Origin of the sequence: Streptomyces griseorubiginosus (genome assembly GCF_036345115.1) — a bacterium.
Taxonomy (GTDB): domain Bacteria; phylum Actinomycetota; class Actinomycetes; order Streptomycetales; family Streptomycetaceae; genus Streptomyces; species Streptomyces griseorubiginosus_C.
Window position 1 is genome coordinate 2,442,306 of record NZ_CP107766.1, and the last position, 24,596, is coordinate 2,466,901.

Consider the following 24,596-nt stretch of genomic DNA (forward strand, 5'->3'; position numbering starts at 1 on the left):
CACCGAACAGCGGACGGCCGGGCCCGATCCTGGGGACCGACGGCGAGGACGACGGCCCGGCCATCCGCGCACGGAGTACAACCCACCGCACGGCGAACGTCCCGAGCACCGGCAACCACTTCACCACCACACCCCCCATGCCGGCCTTCCGCGTGCACCGGCCCATCCGTCGCACGGCAACTGCCACGACAACGAGCCGACGGTCACGCAGAGTTCCCGACATGCACGGAGAGTTCCGGCGCGGTGATCGCGGGGTTGCTACCCAGGCACCCGCATCCACTCCGGAAAGGCCTCGGTCCGCTCCAGCCACTCGGCGGGCGGCGCCCCGGCCTTCCCGGCGGCGATTACCCCGCCCACGATGGCGCAGGTCGTGTCCACGTCACCGCCGACCTGGGCGGTCGTCCAGAACGCCTCTTCGTAGTCGCCGAGGGAGCGGGCGGCAGACCAGAGGGCGAACGGCACGGTGTCATGAGCCGTCGTACGGCGGCCGCAGCCCAGGACCGCAGCCACGGTGGAGGCGTCGCCGTAGTCGAGCATGTCCCGGGCCCTGCGCAGCCCCGCGCCGACGGCACTCTTCGGGACGAGCGCGATGACACCGTCGAGGAGCGCCCCGGGGCTCGGCGGGCCGCTGGGATCCGCGGCCAGGGCGGCTGCCGCGGCCACCGCCATGGCGCCGACGACGGCCTCACGGTGCTGGTGCGTGGGATAGGCGGAGATCTCCGCCTGGTGGGTCGCCTGCTCCGGGTCGTCCGCGTAGTAGGCGCCGAGAGGCGGGATACGCATCGCGGCCCCATTGCCCCACGAGCCCTGGCCGTTGAAGAGGGCCGCGGCGAGCTCACGCCAGTCACCGCCCTCACGGACCAGCCGCAGCAGACGGTTGACGGCGGGGCCGTACCCGCGGTCGAAGTCGTGGTGATGGGCGAAGGAGTGGGCCAGGGCGTCCTGGTCGATGCGGTGGTGCGTGCCCAGCACGGACACCACCGAGCAGGCCATCTCGGTGTCGTCCGTCCACTGCCAGTGGCCCGGCGGCAGCTCTCGGTTCTTCAGCAGGGGGTAGTTCACCGGGACGAAGAACTGCGAGCCCAGGGCGTCTCCCACGGCCAGACCACGCAGACTGGCCAGGGCGCGGTCCAGGCGCCCGGCGGGTGAGAATTCAGCGGTCATCGGTCGGCCACTCTAGTCGGAGATCCCGTACGGTTCCGGATCTCGCCAACGATCGAACGGCCTGTCCATCACGTACTTGCCGTCGTCCCCGAGAACGAGCATCCGCATCTCGGCGTTCCCCGGGTTCGACAGCGACTCGAATTCCGCGACCGTCCAGTGGAACCAGCGCATGCAGAACAGCCGCATGGCCAGGCCGTGGGTCACGATCAGGACGTTCGGTGGATGGTCGGGCGCCTCGAAGCTGCGGAACAGGCTCTCCAGGAAGCCGCCGACCCGGTCGTACACGTCGGCCCCGGACTCCCCCTGCGCGAACCGGTAGAAGAAGTGCCCGTAGGCGTCCCGATAGGCCTTCTGAAGACGTACGTCGTCCCGGTCCTGCCAGTTCCCCCAGTCCTGCTCCCGCAGCCGGGGCTCCTCGCGCACCCGTATGAGCTCGGGGTCCAGGTGGAAGGCGCGGAGCGTCTCGTGGGTGCGTCGGTACGGGGAGACGTACACACTGACGCGTTCGCGGCCGAAGACCTCGCGCAGCCGTTTGCCCGTCTCCTCCGCCTGCCGCCAGCCCTGCTCCGTCAGGGCCAGGGCATGGTCGGGCTCGCGTTCATACACGGTGTCATCAACATTGCCCGTTGACTCCCCGTGCCGGACAAGGACGATGCGCCGTGGTCGTGCCATGCCAAGACCCTAGATCGAGTCGGCCCGTATCGAGGACTCGTACGGGCTCCATACGGCGTAGGTCACACAGTTTCCGCACCAGGAGTCACATATGGGCGCACCTGTACCGGGTCCGGATCTCAAACTGTCCAGGCAGGCTCGAGGTCCACGATGTCTCCCGTGAGGGCGGCCACGTCGGCCTCGGTCTGGGCGCGCAGGGCGAGGCGCTCCACCCGTTCGGTGCGGTACTTGCCGTGTTCGGCGGCCGATCGCCACATGGAGAGCACCAGGAACTCGTGCCCGGGAGCCTCGCCGAACAGTCCGCGGATCATGCCGGGTGAGCCGGCCATCGCCGGGTTCCAGACCTTCTCCTGCATCAGGGTGAAGTGTTCCGCGCGTTCCTCGTGGACACGGCAGTGGGCGAACCGCACCAGGTCGGCGTCGGTGAAGCGGGGCTCGAAGCCAGTCTTCACGTCGAAGCGGTGGTCGAACAGCTTGACCTGGATGTCCTTGAACGTGCCTGACTGGGCCGCCGCGAGCCGGTCATGGGAACGCGCCATGAAGGAGTCGTAGAAGGAACGGCTCTCCCAGAAGGAGAAGATGTGCGCCACACCCTGCCGCCCCCGGCTCCAGCCTCCGCCCTGTCCCCGAAACCCCGGCTCTCCCAGTAGCCCCGCCCACTTTCGCTGCCCCCGCTCGAAGCCGCGGCGGTCCACCACGGTGCAGCGAATCCACTTGACCAGCACCGCGCCATCGTAAGGCCAGTGGGCGTGGCGTCGGTCACGCTCGGCGGGAGAGCGGGACCCCAAGTGTCGGACCCGCATGGCAGGATGGACAACCGGTCTTGCCTGACCGGCAGTTCGGGCCGTGGACACAGGGGGAAGGGGACGCCTGGTGAGCGCCATCAACAAGGGGATCCGCAAGGTCGAAGTCGCTCTCAAGTGGGATCCGAGTCCCGCTGGGCAGCCGGCCACCGACCTGGACATCGTTGCCGCGACCTATGTGGCGGACGCCCCGTACGGAGATCCCGCCTATGTGGTGCACTTCGACAGTCGCTCCCCCGACGGCACCATCTACCTCAACCGGGACAGCAAGGACGGCAAGGGCTTCGGCTGGGACGAGGTGATGACCCTGGAGCTCGACCGGCTCGACGCGCGGTACACGCGTGTGGTGGTCGGCACCGTCATCCAGCAGCGCTCCGCGCACCGCACCTTCGTCGGTGTGGCCAACCCGGCCCTACGCATACGGGAGGGCTACACGGTCCTGGCCGAGGACGACTTCGGCAGCGTCCTCGGTGCGACGGCGGCGACCATCGCCGAGTTCGTCCGCCAGGAATCCGGCACCTGGGACTTCCACCCCGGGATCAGGGGCTTCGAGGACGACCCCGCCACCTTCACCCGGAGCATGGGCCGCAAGTGACGCGTCAGCCGGCGGTCCAGCCGGGGACCGTCGGCAGCACCGTCTCGGCGATCCGGAGCAAGGCGAAGTCATCGGGGACGACGTCGTCCTGGCGCCATATGGTGACCTCGTAGAAGCCGCCGCCGTCCTTGGAGTCCTTGGCGACCAGCAGACTTCGGGCGATGCCACCGGGACCGGTGTCCACCTTGCCGCCGCCGAGGTTGAACTTCAGGGAGATGGTCCGGTCCGAGTAGAGGACCGCCGGGTGCCCGCCTATGGTCCTGTTCTGCACCGAGCTGCCCAGGAAGCCAGCCATCTCGGCCACCGGGATGTCGTCGTCGGACGTGGAGAGCTTGACGGAGTAGGTGGCCAGCTGGATCTCCGCCTCGGGGGAGACGGTCCTTTCGCCGTCGGCCCACTTGCTCATGATCTCCTTGCCGCTGGCGGTCATCGCGTACTCGGTCGGGGTGCCGAGCAGCGTCGGCAGGTCCGCGCGGTTCAGCGCCGTGCACAGCTGCATCCCGGAGACGGGCTTCGAAGGCCTGGTGTCATCCGTCGCGTCGCACGCGGCCGGCTCGGGGTCACTGGACTTCTGCTGAAAGGTCCCTGACAACAAAAGGGCGGCGAGACCCCCGACCAGTACCAGGGCAAAGAGGGCCTGACCCCATTCGTTCATGCCCTTCTCGGGTCTCTCGGCGCTCTTTACGGCATCGACGATCTGCTGCTCGCTCATGTCCCCCGTGTCCCCACCCTGCTGTTCGCGCCGGTCGTGCGCGGAGGGAGCCTAGCGCGTGATCCTCTTGTGGAGAAACGGAAAAGACCAAGGGCGGTGCGGTCGGTTTCCCGACCGCACCGCCCTATGCGGCTAGTTCAGCGTCAGCTGCAACCGCTGGTCGAGCCGCACCCCTCGCAGATGTAGCAGGAACCGGCCCGCTGCATCTTCGTACCGCAGGAGAAGCAGAGCGGGGCGTCGGCCTGGATGCCCAGCTGCATCTCCACCAGCTCGGCGCTGGTGTGGGCCTGCTTCGGGGCCGGCTTGGCCGCCTCGACCGCCGCCTTGGGCGTGGCGACCGCCTTCAGCTCCTGGGCACGCGGCGCCGACTGGGCCAGCCCCTCGACGTCGACCTCGTCCTCGGTCGGCTCGTAGGAGCCGGTCTCCAGATGGCGCTGACGCTCCTCGGCGGAGTGGATGCCGAGCGCGGAGCGCGTCTCGAAGGGCAGGAAGTCCAGCGCCAGGCGGCGGAAGATGTAGTCGACGATCGACTGCGCCATCCGCACGTCCGGGTCGTCCGTCATACCGGCCGGCTCGAAGCGCATGTTGGTGAACTTCGAGACGTACGTCTCCAGCGGCACGCCGTACTGGAGGCCGACGGAGACCGCGATGGAGAAGGCGTCCATCATGCCCGCGAGGGTCGAACCCTGCTTCGACATCTTCAGGAAGACCTCGCCGAGACCGTCGTCCGGGTAGGAGTTGGCGGTCATGTAACCCTCGGCGCCGCCGACGGTGAAGGACGTGGTGATGCCGGGACGGCCCTTCGGGAGGCGCTTGCGGACCGGGCGGTACTCGATGACCTTCTCGACCGTCTCGCGGATGGTCGCCTCGGCCTTCTCGGTGACCTCGGCCTTCTCCTTCTCCTTGGTCTTCGCGGAGAGGGGCTGGCCGACCTTGCAGTTGTCGCGGTAGATGGCGAGCGCCTTGACGCCCATCTTCCAGGCCTCGAAGTAGATCTCCTCGACCTCCTCGACGGTCGCCGACTCCGGCATGTTGACCGTCTTGGAGAGCGCACCGGAGATCCACGGCTGGATCGCCGCCATCATGCGGACGTGGCCCATCGCGGAGATGGAGCGCTCGCCCATGGCGCAGTCGAACACCTCGTAGTGCTCGTGCTTGAGGCCGGGGGCGTCGACGACATTGCCGTTCTCGGCGATGTGGGCGACGATCGCCTCGATCTGCTCCTCCTGGTAGCCCAGGCGGCGCAGGGCCTGGGGGACCGTGCCGTTGACGATCTGCATCGAGCCGCCGCCGACCAGCTTCTTGAACTTGACCAGCGCGAGGTCGGGCTCGAGACCGGTGGTGTCGCAGGACATCGCGAGACCGATGGTGCCGGTCGGGGCGATGACGGACGCCTGGGAGTTACGGAAACCGTTCTTCTCACCGAGACGCAGCACGTCCTGCCAGGCCTCCGTGGCGGCGGCCCAGATCGGCGTGTCCAGGTCGTCCATGCGGACGGCCTTGGTGTTCTCGTCGGCGTGCTGCTTCATGACCCGCAGGTGCGGCTGCGCGTTGCGGGCGTAGCCGTCGTACGGGCCGACGACCGCGGCGAGTTCGGCGGAGCGCCGGTACGAGGTGCCGGTCATCAGGGAGGTGATGGAGCCGGCGAGGGCACGGCCGCCGTCGGAGTCGTAGGCGTGGCCGGTCGCCATCAGCAGGGCGCCGAGGTTGGCGTAGCCGATGCCGAGCTGGCGGAACGCGCGCGTGTTCTCACCGATCTTCTGCGTCGGGAAGTCCGCGAAGCAGATGGAGATGTCCATCGCGGTGATGACCAGCTCGACGACCTTGGCGAAGCGCTCGACCTCGAAGGACTGGTTGCCCTTGCCGTCGTCCTTCAGGAACTTCATCAGGTTCAGCGAGGCGAGGTTGCAGGACGTGTTGTCCAGGTGCATGTACTCGCTGCAGGGGTTCGAGCCGTTGATACGGCCGGACTCCGGGCACGTGTGCCAGTGGTTGATGGTGTCGTCGTACTGGATGCCCGGGTCGGCACAGGCCCACGCGGCCTCGGCCATCTTGCGGAACAGGGCCTTGGCGTCGACCTCTTCGATGACCTCGCCGGTCATGCGGGAGGTCAGCCCGAACTTGCCGCCCGTCTCGACAGCCTTCATGAACGTGTCGTTCACGCGGACCGAGTTGTTGGCGTTCTGGTACTGGACGGACGTGATGTCGTCGCCACCCAGGTCCATGTCGAAGCCCGCGTCGCGCAGGGCGCGGATCTTCTCCTCTTCCTTCACCTTGGTCTCGATGAAGTCCTCGATGTCGGGGTGGTCGACGTCGAGGATAACCATCTTGGCGGCGCGGCGCGTGGCGCCACCCGACTTGATCGTTCCTGCGGAGGCGTCGGCACCGCGCATGAAGGAGACGGGACCGGAGGCGTTGCCGCCCGACGACAGCAGTTCCTTGGACGAGCGGATGCGGGAGAGGTTCAGGCCGGCACCGGAGCCGCCCTTGAAGATCATGCCCTCTTCCTTGTACCAGTCGAGGATCGACTCCATGGAGTCGTCGACGGCCAGGATGAAGCAGGCCGAGACCTGCTGCGGCTGGGGCGTACCGACGTTGAACCACACAGGGCTGTTGAAGCTGAAGATCTGGTGCAGGAGGGCGTACGCCAGTTCGTGCTCGAAGATCTCCGCGTCGGCGGGCGAGGCGAAGTACTTGTAGTCCTCGCCGGCCTTCCGGTACGTCTTCACGATGCGGTCGATGAGCTGCTTGAGGCTCACCTCGCGCTGGGGGGTGCCGACAGCACCGCGGAAGTACTTGCTGGTGACGATGTTGACCGCGTTCACCGACCAGAAGTCGGGAAACTCGACGCCACGCTGCTCGAAGTTGACCGAGCCGTCGCGCCAGTTGGTCATGACGACGTCACGATGCGCCCATTCCACCTCGTCGTACGGGTGCACGCCGGGGGTGGTGTGGATGCGCTCGATGCGCAGGCCCTTGTTCGCAGCCGCCTTGGTGCCCTTGGCGCGGGAACTCCGTGCCGGACCGCTCGCCGTCTCTGTCATGCCGCCTCCCTGTACGGGCTAAAACGCCCTGAAGTGCCACGTTGTTCCCGTGACACGGTGTTCTGTCTGGTGTTGCGGGCGCCCACTCGCTACCGCCCGCAACAGGTCTCGTTCGCCGCCGTCCGGCCGTCCCGGGGTCCTGGCCCGGTCCGGCCCGCCGATCAGTCGGCGGCGCGGGCGGGCTCGGGGACCTGAGCAGTCCCCCCGGGCCCGCGATCGTCTTCCTGGCTCCCCACGACGGCCTCGTCGCCGTCCTCAGCCTCTCCGCGGTCCTCGTCGTCCGCGGCGGGGCGTCCCGTGTCTTCCCTCAGTTCCGCGATCGCGGCCTCGAAGTCCTCGAGCGAGTCGAACGCCCGGTAGACGGAGGCGAATCGCAGATACGCGACGAGATCGAGCTCCTGCAACGGGCCGAGTATGGCCAGCCCCACGTCGTGGGTGGTCAGCTCGGCGCTCCCGGTGGCCCGCACCGCCTCCTCGACCCGTTGGCCGAGCTGGGCGAGCGCGTCCTCGGTGACAGGCCGTCCCTGGCATGCCTTGCGCACACCGTTGATGACCTTGGTACGACTGAAAGGCTCGGTGACTCCGGACCGCTTGACCACCATCAGCGAGCACGTCTCCACGGTCGTGAAACGACGGGAGCAGTCCGGACACTGGCGGCGCCTGCGGATCGACGTGCCGTCGTCGGTCGTACGACTGTCGACGACGCGGCTGTCGGGGTGCCTGCAGAAGGGGCAGTGCATGAACTCCCAACCCTCCTCACAGCAGACTCAATAGCCTCGCTGAGCCCCATGGGCCCCTCGAAGCAGCCCCAAGCATAGGGGATCGCGGCGGGCGTGGAGACCCGGGGGACCACAACTTCTGGGCTGCTGTAGCAATCCAAGCACTACATGTAGGGATCGGCACTACAAACACGCCGTACGCGCGTGTCGCGTCCGTATGGACAAGTGCCGTACGACCGCCCCGGCTCCCGGCGAACACGACGCACAGCCGTATCGCTGCGGCGCATGCGGAGATACCGTGGGCGCCACAAGGAGGGGACGTGGGATTCCCGCACAGATGGAAGCCGTTACCCGGCTGACGGGTCGCCGGGTGGCAGACTGGCCCAACAAACCGCGAGGTCGCCACCGGCGGTGAAGAGTACAGCAATGGGCCCTTTTGGTCGGCGGTCGGCGCGTTAGCCATACACCCAGACACTTGATCGCGTCAGGCAATCCGCGATTTTTCACTCGAACGTGTGTTTGGCGCAACCTTTCGAAAGCAACTACCGTTGTCCAGCAGGGAGACCATCGAGAGGGGCCGACGTGACCACGACCGCAGACAGTGCCACCATCACTGCCCAGGACCGTTCCCAGGGCCGACTCGAGCCGGTGCATGCGATGAACGAAGCCGTGAATCCCGAGGGACACAAGCGCTCCCTGCCGGGCCGACCTCCAGGCATCAGGGCCGACAGCTCGGGACTCACCGACCGGCAGCGCCGAGTGATCGAGGTCATCAGGGACTCCGTCCAGCGGCGCGGCTACCCGCCGTCCATGCGGGAGATCGGCCAGGCGGTGGGCCTGTCCAGCACCTCGTCCGTCGCCCATCAGTTGATGGCACTGGAGCGCAAGGGCTTCCTGCGCCGCGACCCGCACCGCCCGCGCGCGTACGAGGTGCGGGGCTCCGACCAGGGCGCCTCGGTGCAGCCCACGGACACCGCGGGCAAGCCGGCCGCGTCGTACGTCCCGCTGGTGGGCCGGATCGCCGCCGGTGGCCCGATCCTCGCCGAGGAATCCGTCGAGGACGTGTTCCCCCTCCCGCGCCAGCTCGTCGGTGACGGTGAACTGTTCGTCCTCAAGGTCGTCGGTGACTCGATGATCGAGGCCGCGATCTGCGACGGCGACTGGGTCACCGTCCGCCGCCAGCCCGTCGCCGAGAACGGCGACATCGTGGCCGCGATGCTCGAAGGCGAGGCCACCGTCAAGCGCTTCAAGCGCGAGGACGGCCACGTCTGGCTTCTCCCCCACAACTCCGCGTACGAGCCGATCCCCGGCGACGACGCGACCATTCTCGGCAAGGTGGTGGCAGTACTGCGGCGCGTCTGAGCACCGCGGCAGGCCTCGCCGATTCGACCGGGCCCCGGAACCCCTGCGCCGGTTCCGGGGCCCTGCACCGTCCGGCCCCGGGGACGGACGGTTCGCATTGGGGTGGCTGTCCCTGTCGCGGGGACAGCCACCTCACGTCCATCAGGCTCCGGCCTGCACCTCCTCGGCGTCCGCCTGCGCCTTCTCGACCTCGGCCGCCGCCTCCACCGCCTTCGCGGCGGCGTCGATCGCCGCCAGCGACTTCCGGACCTGATTACGGTCCGTGGTGTACCAGAAGTCAGGCAGTGACGCCTTCAGATAGCTGCCGTACCGCGCGGTGGCCAGTCTCTGATCCAGTACGGCTACGACGCCGCGGTCCCCCGAAGCGCGGACGAGGCGGCCGGCGCCCTGGGCCATGAGCAGCGCGGCGTGGGTGGCCGCGACGGCCATGAAGCCGTTGCCACCCGCCTCCTCGACCGCCTTCTGGCGGGCGCTCATCAAAGGGTCGTCGGGACGCGGGAACGGGATCTTGTCCATGACGACCAGCTGACAGCTGGGGCCGGGGACGTCTACGCCCTGCCACAGCGACAGTGTGCCGAAGAGGCAGGTCTTCGGGTCGGCCGCGAAGTTCTTGATCAGTTCGCCGAGGGTCTCCTCGCCCTGGAGGAGGATCGGGAACTCCGGGATACGGGAACGCAGTTCCTCGGCGGCCAGCTGGGCCGCCCTCATGGACGAGAAGAGTCCCAGGGTGCGGCCGCCTGCGGCCTGGATGAGCTCGGTCAGCTCGTCGAGCATGTCCACGCGATCGCCGTCACGCGCGGGGCGCGAAAGGTGCTTGGCGACGTACAGGATGCCCTGCCTGGGGTAGTCGAAGGGTGAACCCACGTCCACGCCCTTCCACTTCGGCAGGTCATCGCCTTCGGTGCCCTCCGGGGCGAGTCCGAGAGATGCTCCCACGCCGTTGAAGTCGCCGCCCAGCTTCAGGGTCGCCGAGGTGAGGATCACGGAGCGGTCCGCGAACAGCTTCTCCCTCAGCAGGCCCGACACCGACATGGGGGCGACACGCAGAGAGGCACCGAAGCGGTCGTGCCGCTCGTACCAGACGACGTCCCACTCCGAGCCGTTCGTGATCCGCTCCGCCACGTCGTGAACCGACTCCACCGAGGCGAGCGCCTGCTTGCGGACCGCGTCCTCGTCCTGGACCGACTTGTCGCGGGTCGCGCCGATCGCGGAGATGACCGTACGCGCGGCGTCGCGCAGGGCCATGAGCGCGTAGCCGAGGTCCTCCGGGATCTCTTCGAGGCGGCCGGGCAGAGCGAGCTCCATCAGCCGCTCGAAGCCCTCGGCGGCGGTCTGGAGCTGGTCGGCCGCCTTCTCGCTGACCAGCTTCGCGGCGCGGCGTACCGCGCGGTTGACCTGGCCCGGGGTGAGCTCGCCGGTGGCGACGCCGGTGACCCGGGAGACCAGCTCGTGAGCCTCGTCGACGATCAGCACCTCGTGCTGCGGGAGGACCGGAGCACCTTCGATGGCGTCGATGGCGAGCAGCGCGTGGTTGGTGACGACGACCTCGGCCAGCTTGGCGCGCTCTCGGGCCATCTCGGCGAAGCACTCTGCCCCATAAGCGCACTTGGTGGCTCCCAGGCACTCGCGGGAGGACACGGAGATCTGCGCCCAGGCCCGGTCGGAGACGCCGGGTGTGAGGTCGTCGCGGTCACCGGTCTCGGTGTCCTGGGACCAGTCCCGCAGCCGCAGGAGGTCCTGGCCCAGCTTGCTGGTGGGCGCCGCGGCCTCGAACTGGTCGAAGAGGCCCTCCTCCTCGTCCTGCGGCACGCCCTCGTGCAGCCGGTGCAGACACAGGTAGTTCGACCGGCCCTTGAGCATGGCGAACTCCGGGCGCCGGCGCAGCAGCGGATGCAGAGCCTCGACCGTGCGCGGCAGGTCACGCTCGACGAGCTGTCTCTGGAGGGCCAGGGTGGCCGTCGCTACGACGACCCGCTCCCCGTGCGCGAGCGCGGGCACGAGATAGCCCAGCGACTTTCCGGTGCCGGTGCCGGCCTGCACCAGCAGGTGGGAGCTGTCGTCGATCGCGTCCCTGACGGATTCGGCCATGGTCACCTGGCCGGGGCGCTCCGTACCGCCGACGGCAGTGACGGCAGCATGCAGGAGTTCGGGGAGTGAGGGCTTCGTCATAGCGCGACCACCCTACGGCCCGGCACTGACATTGGGGTGATCAAGGCGGGGACCAGGGGCGGGATCAGGACCGGGAACGCCTCGGAGCAGTAGCCCGGTCGGTATCGGATCGGGCTCGACTCGGTTCGTACGAGACCGGGTCTGACGCAAGCGGGTCGGGATCCGTCCATCGACGGCCGAAAGTGACCGGGGAGCCCGTCTGACCGGCGTGGTCTGCGAGGCGCGGGGCCCTCGTAAAAACTTTGCGTGACGGGTGGGAACCGGCTGGGCGCGAGCGGTGTACCAAAAGTGATTGCGCGGTGACGTGCTGCTACAGCAGATCGCGCAGGGACCGGTCTCGGACCATGAGTGCCGCCCGCTTGGCGGGCAGGGCGATCTCTGCGGAGAAGCGGAAGCCTGCGCTCAGGAAGGCGGTGACGGACGGGATGTTGCGAAGGTCGGGTTCCGCGACGACGCGGGCACAGGCAGGTCGCTTGTCGAGCGCGAGATCGGCGACGGCGCGGAGGAGCGTGCTGCCGAGACCGCGCCCGCGGTCGGGAACGGCGCCGATGAGGAGGTGGATACCGGTGTCGTGGGGCCTGGCCGGATAGTGGCGGGCCAGCGGATCGAGGTCCGCCCGGTAGATCTCCCAGTAGCTCATCGGTGCGCCCTCCAGCACTCCGAGGCAGGGCACGCTGCGTCCGTCGCCGGTGAGCTGGGACTGCAGATGGTCCTCCGTCACGTTCTGGGGCCCGGCCAGCTCCCAGAACGCGGTGACGGCGGGGTCGTTCATCCAGCGGCAGACAAGGGGGAGGTCCCGCTCGACTCGCACGGGCACCAGTTGGAACACGCCTGCCGGGGTGGTGACCGGTCCCCAGTCGGCGATGTGGTCGAGCAGGTCGTCGCGGGTGGGGGTGAGTTCTGCGGGCGGTGTAACGCTGCCGCCGCAACTCGGGAGTCGGCATCCGCCTGCGCCGGTTCCTTCCGTTTCGAGGAGCGCGAGGAGTTCTGCGGGTAGGCGCAGGTCCAGCGTGTCCTCGGTGTCGGTGCCCCGGTCGGTGGCCGGCGTGGCACTGCCCTCGCTGCCGTGGGGACGGTTGCCAGCGTCTGCATCGGCGTCGGTCTCGTTGGGGGCGGAGGGAAGGGAACCGGCGTCGGCGTGGGCGTCGGTGGCTGACACGGCGGGCCTCTCAGAAGGTGGGGTAGGTCATGTTCCTCAGGAGTGAAGGGGGTTGGCGATGGTGACGTAGACGGACTGGGTGTCGACCGGACCGACGAGCTCGTCGAGGCCGTGCACCCGGGTCAGCAGATTGGCCTTGCAGCGCAGGACAGGTGAGTCGAGCAGGTGGCCGGGGAGGGTGGTGCGCAGTCGGTCAGGTCCGGAGGCCACGTCGTGGAGGAAGCGGCGGAAGGCGGCGAGCAACAGCCGTTCGTCGGCCAGCTGCTGGGAGCCGAACGCACCGATGAGTCCGAAGACGTTGTTGATCGCCAGGTAGTAAGCGAAGCGCTCATCGGTGACCTCGTCGGAGACGAAGGTGTCGCTGTGCCGGCCGATGCCGGGCAACCGGGCTTCGAGCTCCAGCCGCCGGGACTCGCGGAAGTAGTAGCCCTGGTTGTCGCGGTAGCGGCCACCGGCAGGCCAGCCTTCGGCGTCCAGTAGTACCAGGGTGTTCTGCTGGTGTGCCTCCAACGCGATCCCCGCCTCCCCGTCAAGCCAGAGGACGGGTCGGACGACGTGCTCGAGGTAGCGCAGGAACCACTCGGTGGCGACGGCTCCCCTGGGGCGGCCGGTCCGGGAGGCGAGGCGGGTGACCAACTCAGCCAGCCGGGATCGCCCAGCCGGGCGGCCTGCGGGGAGGCAGGGGAGGCCCTTCTCAGGGCGGCCCGCGTCGGCGCTGGGACCGACTCGGGGGCGGGGTGAGACAAGGCCGGCGATGCAGGAGACGTCGTGTGACGGGCTGAACGGGTTGTGACGGATCACCACGTCGAGGCCGGGGACGGGGGTGCCGTCGGGCGTGTCGACGGCCAGCCAGGCGGGGTCGCGAACGATGTCGAAAGCGGGGTGGGCCGCCAGCCAGTCCTTGGACAGACCGGCGCGCAGGAGTCGATGCACCTCTACGCCGCGGTGGAGTTCCTTGCGGAGGTTTTCCCGGCGGGAGTTGGTGATGCGCAGGCCGAGCGAGAGCTTGAGCATGGCGGGGGCGCCGGAGCGATGGACCGTACGTACGGAGGAGGTGGGGTGCCACGGGGAGCCGTGGTCACCGAGATCCCGGAGCAGTCCGGATGCGAAGAGCGGGGCGGTTTCGGGACGGTGCCGGACCTCCCGAAGCTGCCAGGGGTGCAGGGGCAGTGCGGTGTGGCCGGCGGGCAGGGGCAGGTCTGGGCCGGCGAGGCGCTCGGTGAGGTGGGCGGCGGGGACGGGGCGTCCGCGTTCGGTCCAGGCCGAGTCGGTGGCGAGGAGAGAGGGGGCGACGGCGATCCAGCGCAGAGGGAAGGAGCCGCGCAGTTCGGGTGAGTAGGAGGCCGCTTCGGCTTCGGAGAGACCTTCGCGGCTCTTCGGGGCCGGGTGGAGGGGGTGGCCGAGGACGAGTGCCTGTTCGGCGGTGAGGAAGAGATCGGGGCCGTCGTCGGGGTGCTTGCGGCGCTCGCTGACGAAGGTGGCGGTGCGGCGGACGGAGTCGGCCACGCGGGCGGTGAGTTCGGCACATGCGACGGCGGTGGAGGTGGCGCCAGCGGCGGCGGTGCCGGTGGTGGCGGCGGTGGCAGCGGCGGTGGCGGTGGCAGCGGCGGTGGCGGTCGGCAGTGACTCGCGGGTGAGTAGTGCCGCGAGGGTGACTGCATCGACCGGCGGGGCCTGTGCGGGGGCGCCGTCGAGATGCGGGCGGCCGAAGCGGTGCCACCCCGTCGGGGACCAGTACTGGACGGGGACGAGGAGGGAGGTGCCGCTGGCGGGGAGGGGGATCCGGAGGGTGCGGGTGCCTTCGGCAGGGGCCGGGAGGTCGGTCTCTCGGACCCAGCAGCGCAGCACGTTCTCCACGGCGGCGGCCTCGGCTGCGGTGTGGGGGTCTGGGTGGTCCAGGAGGTCGGGGGTGGTGCCGCGCAGACGCTCCTGGTCTGGGGGCCCGGCCTGGGACGGAGTGCGGTGGGGAGGGAGGGAGTAATGAGGGGACGGTGGTGGCGTGGAGGTGCGGTTGTCGGGGGTGGGGGCGGGGGTGGCGTTCAAGTGCGCTGTTCCTTGAGGGGCGGTATAGGGATGGTTCTGCGTCGGGGTTTGGGAGGGGCGTTGGTGGAAGGGGTGCGGACGGAGGTGGTGGGCAATCGGCCTGTTGGCGGGGCCTGTTGGGGCGCGCGGGCAAGTGGCCCACTGGTCAGCGGTTGGCGCGGGAACGGCGGCGGCTATGGGATCGGGAGGCCCTCACGGTTTCCGGCCCGACTTCGGCAATGACACCGAGTGCGGTCCCGGTTCAGCCTCGACCCCAGTGCAAGCCCCGTAGGGAGCCGCCACAGCGGTTGTAGACGCGGCGGCCATCTGACCGAGGACGCGGCTCCAGCCGCAGTGCAACCGGCAGCACCCACCGAGTTCCCGGTTCCTGTAACTCTTAGGGCTGGTCTGGCGCCACGGTCTCCCCCGGCACCTGCCGCCTGCCACCCGATGCCTGGCATCGACCACCAGCGACGGCACCAGCACGCACCGTCTCCGGCACCCGCACCCGGCACCGGCACCGGCACCGGCACCGGCACCGGCACCAAAACTCGCACCGCCCCCGGCAACCACCCGCCACCCACCCACCCGCTCCACCCCCGCACTACCCAGCCCGCCCCACCCCCTCGCCCTGGCCCCGACCGCGAGCCTGCCGCCGCCGCTTCCCCGCCTCGGGGTCATGATCGCGGGCCACCGCCCCCAAGGCGTCGGCGAGGCGGTCGAGGACGGCGGTGGCCTGCTCGTCGGTGATTGTCAGGGGTGGGAGCAGGCGGACGACGCTTGAGTGGCGTCCCCCGAGTTCGACGATCAGGCCACGTCGAAGGCACTCGCGCTGGACGGCGGCGGCAAGCTCCGGCGAAGCGGGTCGAGGGGAGGCGGGTCGAGGGGAGGCGGGACGAGGGGAGGCAGCGCGGGATGAAAGACCAGAATCCGGCAGTGGCACACCGTCAGCACCACCAGCAAGGGCGACGCCCCCGACGAGCTCACCCGGTCCGCCTCCCAGACCGACCCCCCACCCCTCCGGCTCCACCATCTCCACGCCGATCATCAACCCCCGTCCCCGCACATCACCGACCGCTGGGAACTCCCCGGCCAGGAGCCGGAGTTGGTTCAGCATGCGTGCGCCGAGAACCGCCGCGCGTTCCGTGAGGGCGTTCTCGCGGACGTAGGCCATCGTGGCTGTGCCCGCGGCCATGGCGAGTTGGTTGCCGCGGAAGGTGCCGGCGTGGGCGCCGGGTTCCCAGACGTCGAGGTCATCGCGGTAGACGACGACGGCGAGGGGCAGACTGCCGCCGATGGCCTTGGAGAGGACCATGACGTCGGGGGTGATGCCGCTGTGCTCGACCGCCCAGAAGGCGCCGGTGCGGCCGACACCCGTCTGGACCTCGTCGGCGATCAGCGGGATCGAGCGGTCGGCCGTGATCTGCCGCATGCGGCGCATCCAGTCGTCCGGGGCAGGGAGCACCCCGCCCTCGCCCTGGACGGGTTCGAGGATCATCCCGGCGGGCAGCGGGACCCCGGACTTGGGGTCGTCGAGGACGGATTCGGTCCAGCGGGCGGCGAGTTCGGCGCCCTGGGGACCGCCGACGCCGAAGGGGCAGCGGTAGTCCTGCGGGTAGGGCAGCCGGGCGACCCGCACGTCGGGGGCGTGGCCGGAGGCTTCCAGAGCGCCGGAGGTCATGCCGTGGTAGGCCCCGGCGAAGGCGAGGAGTTCCCTGCGGCCGGTCGCGGCGCGCACGAGCTTGAAGGCGGCCTCGACCGCGTCGGTGCCGGCCGGTCCGCAGAACTGCACGCGTGCGTGGTCGGCGAGACCGGGCGGCAGGCTGCGGAACAGTTCGGTGGTGAAGGCGTCCTTGACGGGGGTCGCGAGGTCGAGGGCGTGGAGGGGTGCGCCCGAGTCGAGAACCTTGCGGATGGCTTCGAGGACGACGGGGTGGTTGTGCCCGAGGGCCAGGGTGCCGGCGCCCGAGAGGCAGTCGAGGTAGCGGCGGCCGTCGGCGCCTTCGATGGTCAGGCCGCGGGCGCGGACGGGGACGATCGGAAGGGCGCGGGCGTAGGTGCGGGCCGCCGACTCGCGGGCCGACTGGCGCCGCAGGATGCCCTCGTGCGCGGACCGGGCCGCCGACGGTTCTTGGGCGGTGGTCTGCCCCGCCGTGGCCTTCCCCGGTGCGGTCTCGGTCACGGCCATGGTTCTCCCGTCGTCGCGCTGTGCAGGGGCAAGCGGTTCCCTCACGGACTCGCCCGCCCCGACATACGGAACCCCGTGAGCCTTTGCTCGACATCCCGGCACATCGATGACCCGGTGTCCGGAAAACCTCCGGGAAGGGGGACGCGGGGCACCCGGCCGTCCGCCGGCAGGGGCGCGGGCAAGCGCCTACCGCTACCAACCCCGGACCGTTCACCGGGTTACGGGTGTTCCGGGGATCTTTGGAGTGTTCCGAGGATTTCCGGAGTGACGGAACTGTTGCGATTCCGTCGGAAGTCACCCACAGCGGGCGCATAGTGTGTGATGCCGTTCCAAGACGCGGTGCCGGAAGGCGAACTCGCGGGACGTCCGCGGCAAGTCGTCGGCTCTGGTACCCGGTTCGTCCAGGCCTGGGGGGTATGCATGCGATCCGAACCGCTGTCGGTGGCCGCTCGCGACGAGGGCGTGAGGGGCGCGCGTCGCAGAATCTCCCGCATGCTGACCGCCATGGCCCTCGCGTCGGTGCTGGCCCTGACCGCCACGGCCTGCGGCTCGGGCGACGCGGACGCCGACGCGCAGGCCTCCGGCTCCGCCGCGTCCGAGGGCGACGGCAAGATCACGATCCCCGACGACATCAGGGACAGGCTCAAGGAGCACGGGATCGATGTCGACAAGTGGAAGAACGGCGCCTGGAAGGACTGGGACAGGGACGACTGGCTGCGCGAGGCCCAGGACTACATCAACCCGATCATCGAGGGCCTGTGGGACCCGGACCGGATGCGCCGGGCCGAGGATCCCGACCGTGGTGTCCAGGAGAGTGACCTCTCGGGTGACCAGGGGGTAACCGACCCGGAGCCGGCGCCGGTGGACGCGAAGGCCGTATCGCCTACGTACCACGACAACGTCCCCGAGGCGGGCAAGGTGTTCTTCGACTCCCCCGAAGGCACGATGGTCTGCTCTGCGACGGTCGTGGCGGACCCGGCCGACCCGGGCAGGTCCAACTTGGTGTGGACGGCGGGGCATTGCGTGCACGCGGGCAGGAGCGGTGGCTGGTATCGCAACATCGCGTTCGTGCCGTCGTACAACGACCAGGCTCTGTCGGGCGGGGAGTTGGCGAGCGCGACCGAGGACGAGCTCGCTCCTTACGGCGTCTGGTGGGCCGACTGGGCGCAGACCTCACAGCAGTGGATCGCGCAGGGCGGACCGACGGGTGGGGCCGGGGCGCCGTACGACTTCGCCGTGATCCATGTGACGCCGGAGGAGGGAAGTACCGGCAAGTCGCTGGAGGAGACGGTCGGTTCGGCTCTGCCGGTGAACTTCGACGCTCCGGCGGTGGCGCGGGTGGAGAGCATCACGGCGAGTGGGTATCCGGCTGCGGCGCCGTTCGACGGGGAGTCGTTGTACCAGTGCCAGGACCGGCCGGGGCGGCTGTCGATCACCGCCTCGGATCCGACGATGTACCGGATCGGCTGCACCATGACCGGCGGTTCGTCCGGCGGCGGCTGGGTCGCGACCGGGTCGGACGGCGAGCCGGCGCTGGTGTCGAACACCTCCATCGGCCCGGTGAGCGCGGGCTGGCTGGCCGGACCACGGCTGGGCCAGGTGGCCGAGGGGGTGTACGACTCGGTCAGCCAGAAGTTCGCGGGCCAGTGACGGCCTGCCCCCCTGCCCCTCCCCCGATCAGCAACAGCCGGCACCAGCACGAGCACCCGCACCCGCACCCGCACCCGCACCCGCACCCGAGCAAGCCCGAGGCCCGCCCCCGTGAAGGGACGGGCCTCGAACCCACTCAAGAACTACATGAACTACAAGGGCCGCAAGAACTGCACGACCCTCAGGCCACAACCGGCGTCGGCACATACGGCGCCAGATCCGCCGCCAGTTCCTCGTGCACCCGCACCTTGAGCAGGGTGCCCTCCGCGGTGTGTTCCTCGGAGATCACCTCGCCCTCGTCGTGGGCGCGGGCGACCAGCTTGCCGTGGGTGTACGGCACGAGCGCCTCGATCTCGACGGACGGCCGCGGCAGTTCGTTGTCGATCAGGGCGAGCAGCTCGGCGATGCCCTGGCCGGTACGGGCCGAGACCGCGATGGCGCGCTTCTCGATCCGCATCAGCCGCTGGAGGGTCAGCGGGTCCGCCGCGTCGGCCTTGTTGATCACGACGATCTCGGGCACGTCGGTGGCGCCGACGTCCCTGATCACCTCGCGTACGGCGGCGAGCTGCTCCTCCGGAGCCGGGTGCGAGCCGTCCACCACGTGCAGGATCAGGTCGGACTCGCCGACCTCCTCCATCGTGGAGCGGAACGCCTCGACCAGGTGGTGCGGCAGGTGTCGTACAAAACCGACGGTGTCGGCCAGCGTGTACAGCCGCCCGCTCGGGGTCTCCGCGCGGCGGACGGTCGGGTCCAGGGTCGCGAACAGGGCGTTCTCGACCAGGACACCGGCGCCCGTCAGGCGGTTGAGCAGGGACGACTTGCCCGCGTTGGTGTACCCCGCGATGGCGACGGAGGGCACCTTGTGGCGCTTGCGTTCCTGGCGCTTGATCTCGCGGCCGGTCTTCATGTCCGCGATCTCCCGGCGCATCTTCGCCATCTTCTCGCGGATCCGACGCCGGTCCGTCTCGATCTTGGTCTCACCGGGACCACGGGTGGCGAGGCCGCCGCCCTTGCCGCCGCCCATCTGACGGGACAGCGACTGACCCCAGCCTCGCAGCCTCGGCAGCATGTACTGCATCTGCGCGAGCGCGACCTGCGCCTTGCCCTCTCGGGACTTGGCGTGCTGGGCGAAGATGTCGAGGATCAGGGCCGTACGGTCGATGACCTTGACCTTGACGACGTCTTCCAGGGCGATGAGCTGGCCGGGGCTGAGCTCGCCGTCGCAGATGACGGTGTCGGCGCCGGACTCGACGACGATGTCGCGCAGCTCCAGAGCCTTGCCGGAACCGATGAAGGTGGCCGCGTCGGGCTTGTCCCGACGCTGGATCACGCCGTCGAGCACGAGTGCGCCGGCGGTCTCCGCGAGGGCGGCGAGCTCCGCGAGGGAGTTGTCGGCGTCCTGCGCGGTCCCCGTGGTCCAGACGCCGACGAGGACGACCCGCTCCAGACGGAGCTGGCGGTACTCGACCTCGGTGACGTCCTCGAGCTCGGTGGAGAGGCCGGCGACGCGACGCAGGGCCGCGCGCTCGGAGCGGTCGAACTGGTCGCCGTCCCGCTCTCCGTCGATCTCGTGGCTCCAGGCGACGTCCTCTTCCATCAGGGCATCGGCCCGAAGACCTTCGGCGTAGGTGTGCGCGAGGCGCTGCGTGTCCTGGGAAGTGGATGAAGAGGAGGTCATTGGGTCCTTACGTCGTTGGGGAGTCCGATACGGCGCTCGTCGGGCCTTGGTGGTCACAGCGCCACCGCGGTCATCTTGCTCAACGCACGAGTACCCCGGGAGATTCCCGTGTCCCGTGCCGCGCCGACCTGAAGATGGTCGCACGGCACGGGGCGTCTCGTCACCGCCTTATTTCACGGGAACGACGGCTGCCACGGGCTTCCAGTCCGGGTGCCCGGGCATCGGCGGGGTCTTCTCGGCGTAGAGCCAGTCGTGGAGGAAGCCGCCGAGGTCGCGCCCGGAGATCTCGGAGGCGAGACGGACGAAGTCGGCGGTCGTGGCCGTACCGTCCCGGTGTTGCTGCACCCAGGCCCGTTCCAGGGTCTCGAAGGACTGACGGCCGATCTCCTGGCGCAGGGCGTACAGGACGAGCGCGGCTCCGTCGTAGACGTTCGGGCGGAAGATGCCGATCTTCTGGCCGGGCTTGGGCGCCTTCGGCAGGGCGGGCGGTCCGCCGGCCGCGCGCCAGCGGTCGGAGGCGCCGTACGCGGCCTTCATACGGGCGTCCAGGGTCCGGCCCGCCTTCGCCTCCGCGTACAGGGCCTCGTACCAGGTGGCGTGTCCTTCGTTGAGCCACAGGTCGGACCAGGTGCGGGGGCTGACGCTGTCGCCGAACCACTGGTGGGCGAGCTCATGCACCATGATCGACTCGACGTACCACTTGGGGTAGGCGGGCTCGGTGAATAGGTCCTTCTCGAAGAGGGACAGGGTTTGGGTTTCCAACTCGAAGCCGGTGTCGGCGGCCGCCATGAGGATGCCGTAGGTCTCGAAGGGGTACGGCCCGACCCTGTCCTCCATCCACGCGATCTGCGCGGGGGTCTTCTTGAGCCAGGGTTCCAGTGCGGCGCGGTCCTGGGTGGGCACCACGTCCCGCACGGGAAGTCCGTGCGGTCCGCTGCGGCGCAGCACGGTGGAACGTCCGATGGACACCTGCGCGAGCTCGGTGGCCATGGGGTGCTGGGTGCGGTACGTCCATGTGGTGGTGCGGCCGGCCCGGTCCACGTCGGTCGGCAGACCGTTGGCGACGGCCGTGTAGCCGTCCGGCGCGGTGACCCGGATGGTGAACCTCGCCTTGTCGGAGGGGTGGTCGTTGCAGGGGAACACCAGGTGGGCGACGTCGGCCTGGTTGGCCATGGCGAGCCCGTCCGCGGTACGCACCCAGCCGCCGTCGCGGTCGCCCGCGGCGACGGGGTCGCTGGTGTGCCGGACGGTGATCCGCATCCAGCTGCCACCGGGCAGCGGCCCGTCGGGGGTGACGACGAGGTCTTCACCGGCACTGCTGAAGGCGGCGGGCCGACCGTCGAGCTCCACGGACTGCACGTCACCGTGCGCGAAGTCGAGGTTGATGCGGTCGAGTTCGGTCGTCGTCCAGGCGTCGATCGTGGTGACGGCCGTGAGCGGCTTGCTGTTACTGCCCGAATAGGTGAAGGCGAGGTCGTACGACGCCACGTCGTAGCCGGGGTTGCCCAGGTACGGGAAGAGGCGGTCACCGACACCGAGCGGAGCGGCCGGGGCACTCGCGGCGAGCAGGCAGACGGAGACGGCGGAGGCGAGCAGCGCGGCCGCTGTACGGCGCCGGGAGGCTCCCGTACGACGACGGAGGGCGCCGGAGCCCGAACGGTCGCCGTGGGCGGACTGTACGCGGGCTGGCTGGGCGTGACTGCGGGGGGTGAGCGGCATGCACCACCGCTACCAGCGCACACGACCGACACGGCGACGACGCGCAACCGGCCCACCCGAACGAGGTCTTCCGGTCCCGTCTGGGCGACGCGGGCGGTTCGTGGAGGGGACACGGGCGGTCTGTTGAGGCGTCGCGTGCCGCCCGCTGAGGTGACGCGGGCGGTCCGTCAAGGCGACACAGCCGGTCTGCTGAAGCAACGCGGGCAGCCCCTCGAGGCGACGCGGGTGGCCCGCCAAGGCGACACCAGCAGTCCGTCGAGGGTGCGCGTGGCTCCCCGACGAGGCGACGCCCGTGCCCGCTGAGGTGGCGCATAAGGTCCTGCGACGAACAACCACACGCGTGTGGCGGGGTGCGGGTGCGACGCCGGACCCCCGGGACCCGAGTGCCGCCCTCGCAGCCGGACCTACCCGGCGACCTGCGCCGGATCCCCGGCTCGGCCGCCCCCGTCAGGCCCCCGGCGTCTGTGCCCTGCTCACGTCGTAGACGCCCGCCACGTTCCGCATGGCCCGCATCAGGGAGGGCAGCAGGGCCGCGTCCGGCAGCTGGACGGTGTACGTGTGGCGCACGCGCTGTTGGCTGGGGGGTTCGACGGTCGCGGAGACGATCTCGGCCCCCTCGATCGCCATGGCCTCGGTGAGGTCGGCCAGGAGGTGCGGGCGGCCGAACGATTCGGCGAACAGGGTGACCCGGCACTCGGCGGTGTCACCCCAGCGCACACCGACCTCTTTGCGCCCCATGCCCTGCATACGCTCCACCGCCGAGCACTCGACGCGGTGCACGGTGACCACTCCGCCGCGTACCGCGAAGCCGGTGATCTCGTCGGGCGGTACGGGCGTGCAGCACCCGGCGAGCCGTACGGTCGCGCCGGGCTGGTCGACGAGGGCGTTGGCGGTGCCGGGACGGGCCTCGGCCTGGTCGGTGGCGGTCGGCGACGCGGCGGCGGGCCGGTACCCGCGGTCGGGCGTGTCGGCGGCGCCCAGCTCCGCAGGATCAGGCTCACTGATGCCCCGCTCCGCAGGACCGGGCTCGGCGACGCCCACCTCCCCGGAACCAGGCCCCGTGACACCCCGCTCGGCGGCAGCAGACCCGAGGGCACCCCCTCCAGCGACACCCGACGCGGACTCGGCCGGCCTCAGGGACGTCACCTCCCCCCGAGCACCCCGCGCCCTCCCCTCCTCAGCGGCCGAAACCGCAGCCTCGCGCTCCACGCCCCCCTCCGCCGCTTCCTGCGACGGATGCGTAGCGATCCACCGCTGGATCGCGATCCGGGCCGCAGGCGTGTGCGCGTGCTCCAGCCACTCCTTGGAGGGCTCGGCGGCGGGGTCCTGCCCCATGAGGAGCTGGACGGTGTCGCCGTCCTTCAGAACGGTGCTCAGCGTCGCCAGGCGGCCGTTGACGCGGGCGCCGAGACACGCGTGCGCGTCCTCGCCGTACTGCGCGTACGCGGCGTCCACACAGGTCGCCCCCTCGGGCAGCCCCAGGGTGCCGCCGTCGGGCCGGAAGACGGTGATCTCGCGGTCCTGGGCGAGGTCCTCGCGCAGGGTCGACCAGAAGGTGTCGGCGTCGGGCGCGGCCGCCTGCCAGTCGAGGAGGCGGGAGAGCCAGCCGGGCCGGGTGGGGTCGACCCGCTCCTCGTCGACCGCCCCGGACTCCTCCGGGGAGCCCACGTACGGGTTGCCGAGCGCGACCACCCCGGCCTCGGCGACCTTGTGCATCTGGTGCGTACGGATGAGGACTTCGACGACCTGGCCGTCGCCGCGGGCCACGGCGGTGTGCAGCGACTGGTACAGGTTGAACTTCGGTACGGCGATGAAGTCCTTGAACTCCGAGACGACCGGCGTCATACAGGTGTGCAGCTCGCCCAGGACGGCGTAACAGTCCGCGTCCTCGCCGACCAGGACCAGCAGGCGGCCGAAGTCCGCGCCGCGCAGCCGGCCGCGCTTGCGGGCCGTGCGGTGCACGGAGACGAAGTGCCGCGGCCGGATGACGACCTCGGCCTGGATGCCGGCCTCGCGCAGCACCCCCCGCACCTCGTCGGCGATCTCGGCGAGCGGGTCGTCCGCGCGGGAGGCGTTGTCGACGATCAGCTCGCGGGTGTGCTCGTACTCCTCGGGGTGGAGGATCGCGAAGACCAGGTCCTCCAGTTCGGTCTTGAGGGCCTGGACACCGAGGCGTTCGGCGAGCGGGATGAGGACGTCGCGGGTGACCTTGGCGATGCGGGCCTGTTTCTCGGGGCGCATCACGCCGAGGGTGCGCATGTTGTGCAGCCGGTCGGCGAGTTTGATCGACATCACGCGGACGTCGTTGCCGGTGGCGACGAGCATCTTGCGGAAGGTCTCGGGCTCGGCGGCGGCGCCGTAGTCGACCTTCTCCAGCTTGGTGACGCCGTCGACGAGGAAGCGGACCTCCTCGCCGAACTCCTCGCCGACCTGATCGAGCGTCACCTCGGTGTCCTCGACGGTGTCGTGGAGCAGGGAGGCGGTCAAGGTGGTGGTCTCGGCGCCGAGTTCGGCCAGGATCAGGGTGACGGCGAGCGGGTGGGTGATGTACGGCTCACCGCTCTTGCGCATCTGGCCACGGTGCGAGGACTCGGCCAGGAACCAGGCGCGGCGCAGGGGTTCGAGGTCGGCGTCGGGGTGGTGGGCGCGGTGGGCCTCGGCGACATGGCTGATGGCGTCGGGCAGCCGGTCACGGGCGGCGGGGCCGAGCAGCGCGGCGCGGCCCAGGCGGCGCAGGTCGATCCGCGCCCGCCAACGGGCGGCCGCACCTGTCACCGGACCTGGGGTCGCGGGGTTCGTGGCCTCCGCACTCATGGGCACCTCCGGCTGTGGACCGGCGGACGGGGTGCCCCATGGCGGACACGGCTCAGGGGATGGCATTCCCCCGTCCGGGCCGGTGCTTGATGCTACCGAGCCCATCACGCCCGGCTGACCGCCTCT

At 70.0% G+C, this 24,596-nt stretch carries 16 protein-coding genes; 3 read left to right on the forward strand and 13 right to left on the reverse strand.

The window, feature by feature from the left end; all coding sequences use genetic code 11:
• Positions 1–258 precede the first annotated feature (258 nt).
• The 3 genes from OHN19_RS10875 to OHN19_RS10885 form a co-directional block, all read right to left on the reverse strand.
• Entirely contained in the window at positions 259–1,164 is a 906-nt protein-coding gene (locus tag OHN19_RS10875; RefSeq protein WP_330264002.1) for an ADP-ribosylglycohydrolase family protein, read from the reverse strand.
• A 12-nt stretch (positions 1,165–1,176) separates the two neighbouring features.
• On the reverse strand, positions 1,177–1,836 hold the full coding sequence (locus OHN19_RS10880) for a histidine phosphatase family protein (RefSeq protein WP_330264003.1): 660 nt from the start codon (positions 1,834–1,836) through the stop codon (positions 1,177–1,179).
• Positions 1,837–1,955: 119 nt separating this feature from the next.
• On the reverse strand, positions 1,956–2,561 hold the full coding sequence (locus OHN19_RS10885) for a YdbC family protein (RefSeq protein ID WP_330264004.1): 606 nt from the start codon (positions 2,559–2,561) through the stop codon (positions 1,956–1,958).
• A gap of 148 nt (positions 2,562–2,709) precedes the next feature.
• Here OHN19_RS10885 and OHN19_RS10890 point away from each other — a divergent pair, with 148 nt between their 5' ends.
• Positions 2,710–3,234: a TerD family protein gene (locus tag OHN19_RS10890; RefSeq protein ID WP_330264005.1), complete on the forward strand. Its 525-nt coding sequence runs from the start codon at positions 2,710–2,712 to the stop codon at positions 3,232–3,234.
• A 4-nt stretch (positions 3,235–3,238) separates the two neighbouring features.
• Here OHN19_RS10890 and OHN19_RS10895 read toward each other — a convergent pair whose 3' ends face one another.
• The 3 genes from OHN19_RS10895 to nrdR form a co-directional block, all read right to left on the reverse strand.
• A complete protein-coding gene (locus OHN19_RS10895) occupies positions 3,239–3,946 on the reverse strand; it encodes a DUF6215 domain-containing protein (RefSeq protein ID WP_330264006.1) in 708 nt (235 codons plus the stop codon).
• Positions 3,947–4,089: 143 nt separating this feature from the next.
• Positions 4,090–6,990, reverse strand: coding sequence for a vitamin B12-dependent ribonucleotide reductase (locus OHN19_RS10900; protein WP_330264007.1), 2,901 nt, complete (start codon positions 6,988–6,990; stop codon positions 4,090–4,092).
• A 161-nt stretch (positions 6,991–7,151) separates the two neighbouring features.
• Positions 7,152–7,730, reverse strand: coding sequence for a transcriptional regulator NrdR (nrdR, locus tag OHN19_RS10905; RefSeq protein WP_330264008.1), 579 nt, complete (start codon positions 7,728–7,730; stop codon positions 7,152–7,154).
• Positions 7,731–8,291: 561 nt separating this feature from the next.
• Between nrdR and lexA the strand changes: the two genes are divergently transcribed.
• Positions 8,292–9,071 carry a transcriptional repressor LexA gene (gene lexA / locus OHN19_RS10910; RefSeq protein ID WP_057613273.1) on the forward strand — a complete coding sequence of 260 codons (780 nt, stop codon included), beginning with the start codon at positions 8,292–8,294 and terminating at the stop codon, positions 9,069–9,071.
• A 141-nt stretch (positions 9,072–9,212) separates the two neighbouring features.
• On the opposite strand, the gene OHN19_RS10915 is transcribed toward lexA, so the two are convergent.
• The 4 genes from OHN19_RS10915 to OHN19_RS10930 all read right to left on the reverse strand — a co-directional run bounded on the left by OHN19_RS10915 (position 9,213) and on the right by OHN19_RS10930 (position 16,609).
• On the reverse strand, positions 9,213–11,240 hold the full coding sequence (locus tag OHN19_RS10915) for an ATP-dependent DNA helicase (RefSeq protein ID WP_330264009.1): 2,028 nt from the start codon (positions 11,238–11,240) through the stop codon (positions 9,213–9,215).
• 310 nt (positions 11,241–11,550) lie between these two features.
• Positions 11,551–12,399, reverse strand: coding sequence for a GNAT family N-acetyltransferase (locus tag OHN19_RS10920; protein WP_330264010.1), 849 nt, complete (start codon positions 12,397–12,399; stop codon positions 11,551–11,553).
• Positions 12,400–12,435: 36 nt separating this feature from the next.
• Positions 12,436–14,442, reverse strand: coding sequence for an IucA/IucC family protein (locus OHN19_RS10925; RefSeq protein WP_419249516.1), 2,007 nt, complete (start codon positions 14,440–14,442; stop codon positions 12,436–12,438).
• A 583-nt stretch (positions 14,443–15,025) separates the two neighbouring features.
• Entirely contained in the window at positions 15,026–16,609 is a 1,584-nt protein-coding gene (locus tag OHN19_RS10930; protein ID WP_330264011.1) for a diaminobutyrate--2-oxoglutarate transaminase family protein, read from the reverse strand.
• Positions 16,610–17,029: 420 nt separating this feature from the next.
• Between OHN19_RS10930 and OHN19_RS10935 the strand changes: the two genes are divergently transcribed.
• Complete coding sequence (locus OHN19_RS10935; RefSeq protein WP_330264012.1) at positions 17,030–18,259, forward strand: hypothetical protein; 1,230 nt, start codon at positions 17,030–17,032, stop codon at positions 18,257–18,259.
• Between the two features lie 181 nt (positions 18,260–18,440).
• Here OHN19_RS10935 and hflX read toward each other — a convergent pair whose 3' ends face one another.
• The 3 genes from hflX to OHN19_RS10950 all read right to left on the reverse strand — a co-directional run bounded on the left by hflX (position 18,441) and on the right by OHN19_RS10950 (position 24,470).
• The gene (hflX, locus tag OHN19_RS10940) at positions 18,441–19,937 is read right to left on the reverse strand and encodes a GTPase HflX (RefSeq protein WP_330264013.1); all 1,497 of its coding nucleotides are present in this window, start codon (positions 19,935–19,937) and stop codon (positions 18,441–18,443) included.
• Positions 19,938–20,105: 168 nt separating this feature from the next.
• Positions 20,106–21,656 (reverse strand): M1 family metallopeptidase, encoded by a 1,551-nt coding sequence (locus OHN19_RS10945; RefSeq protein ID WP_330264014.1) that lies wholly within the window; start codon positions 21,654–21,656, stop codon positions 20,106–20,108.
• Positions 21,657–22,103: 447 nt separating this feature from the next.
• Positions 22,104–24,470, reverse strand: a complete 2,367-nt coding sequence (locus tag OHN19_RS10950) for a RelA/SpoT family protein (protein ID WP_330264015.1) — start codon at positions 24,468–24,470, stop codon at positions 22,104–22,106.
• Positions 24,471–24,596: the final 126 nt, after the last annotated feature.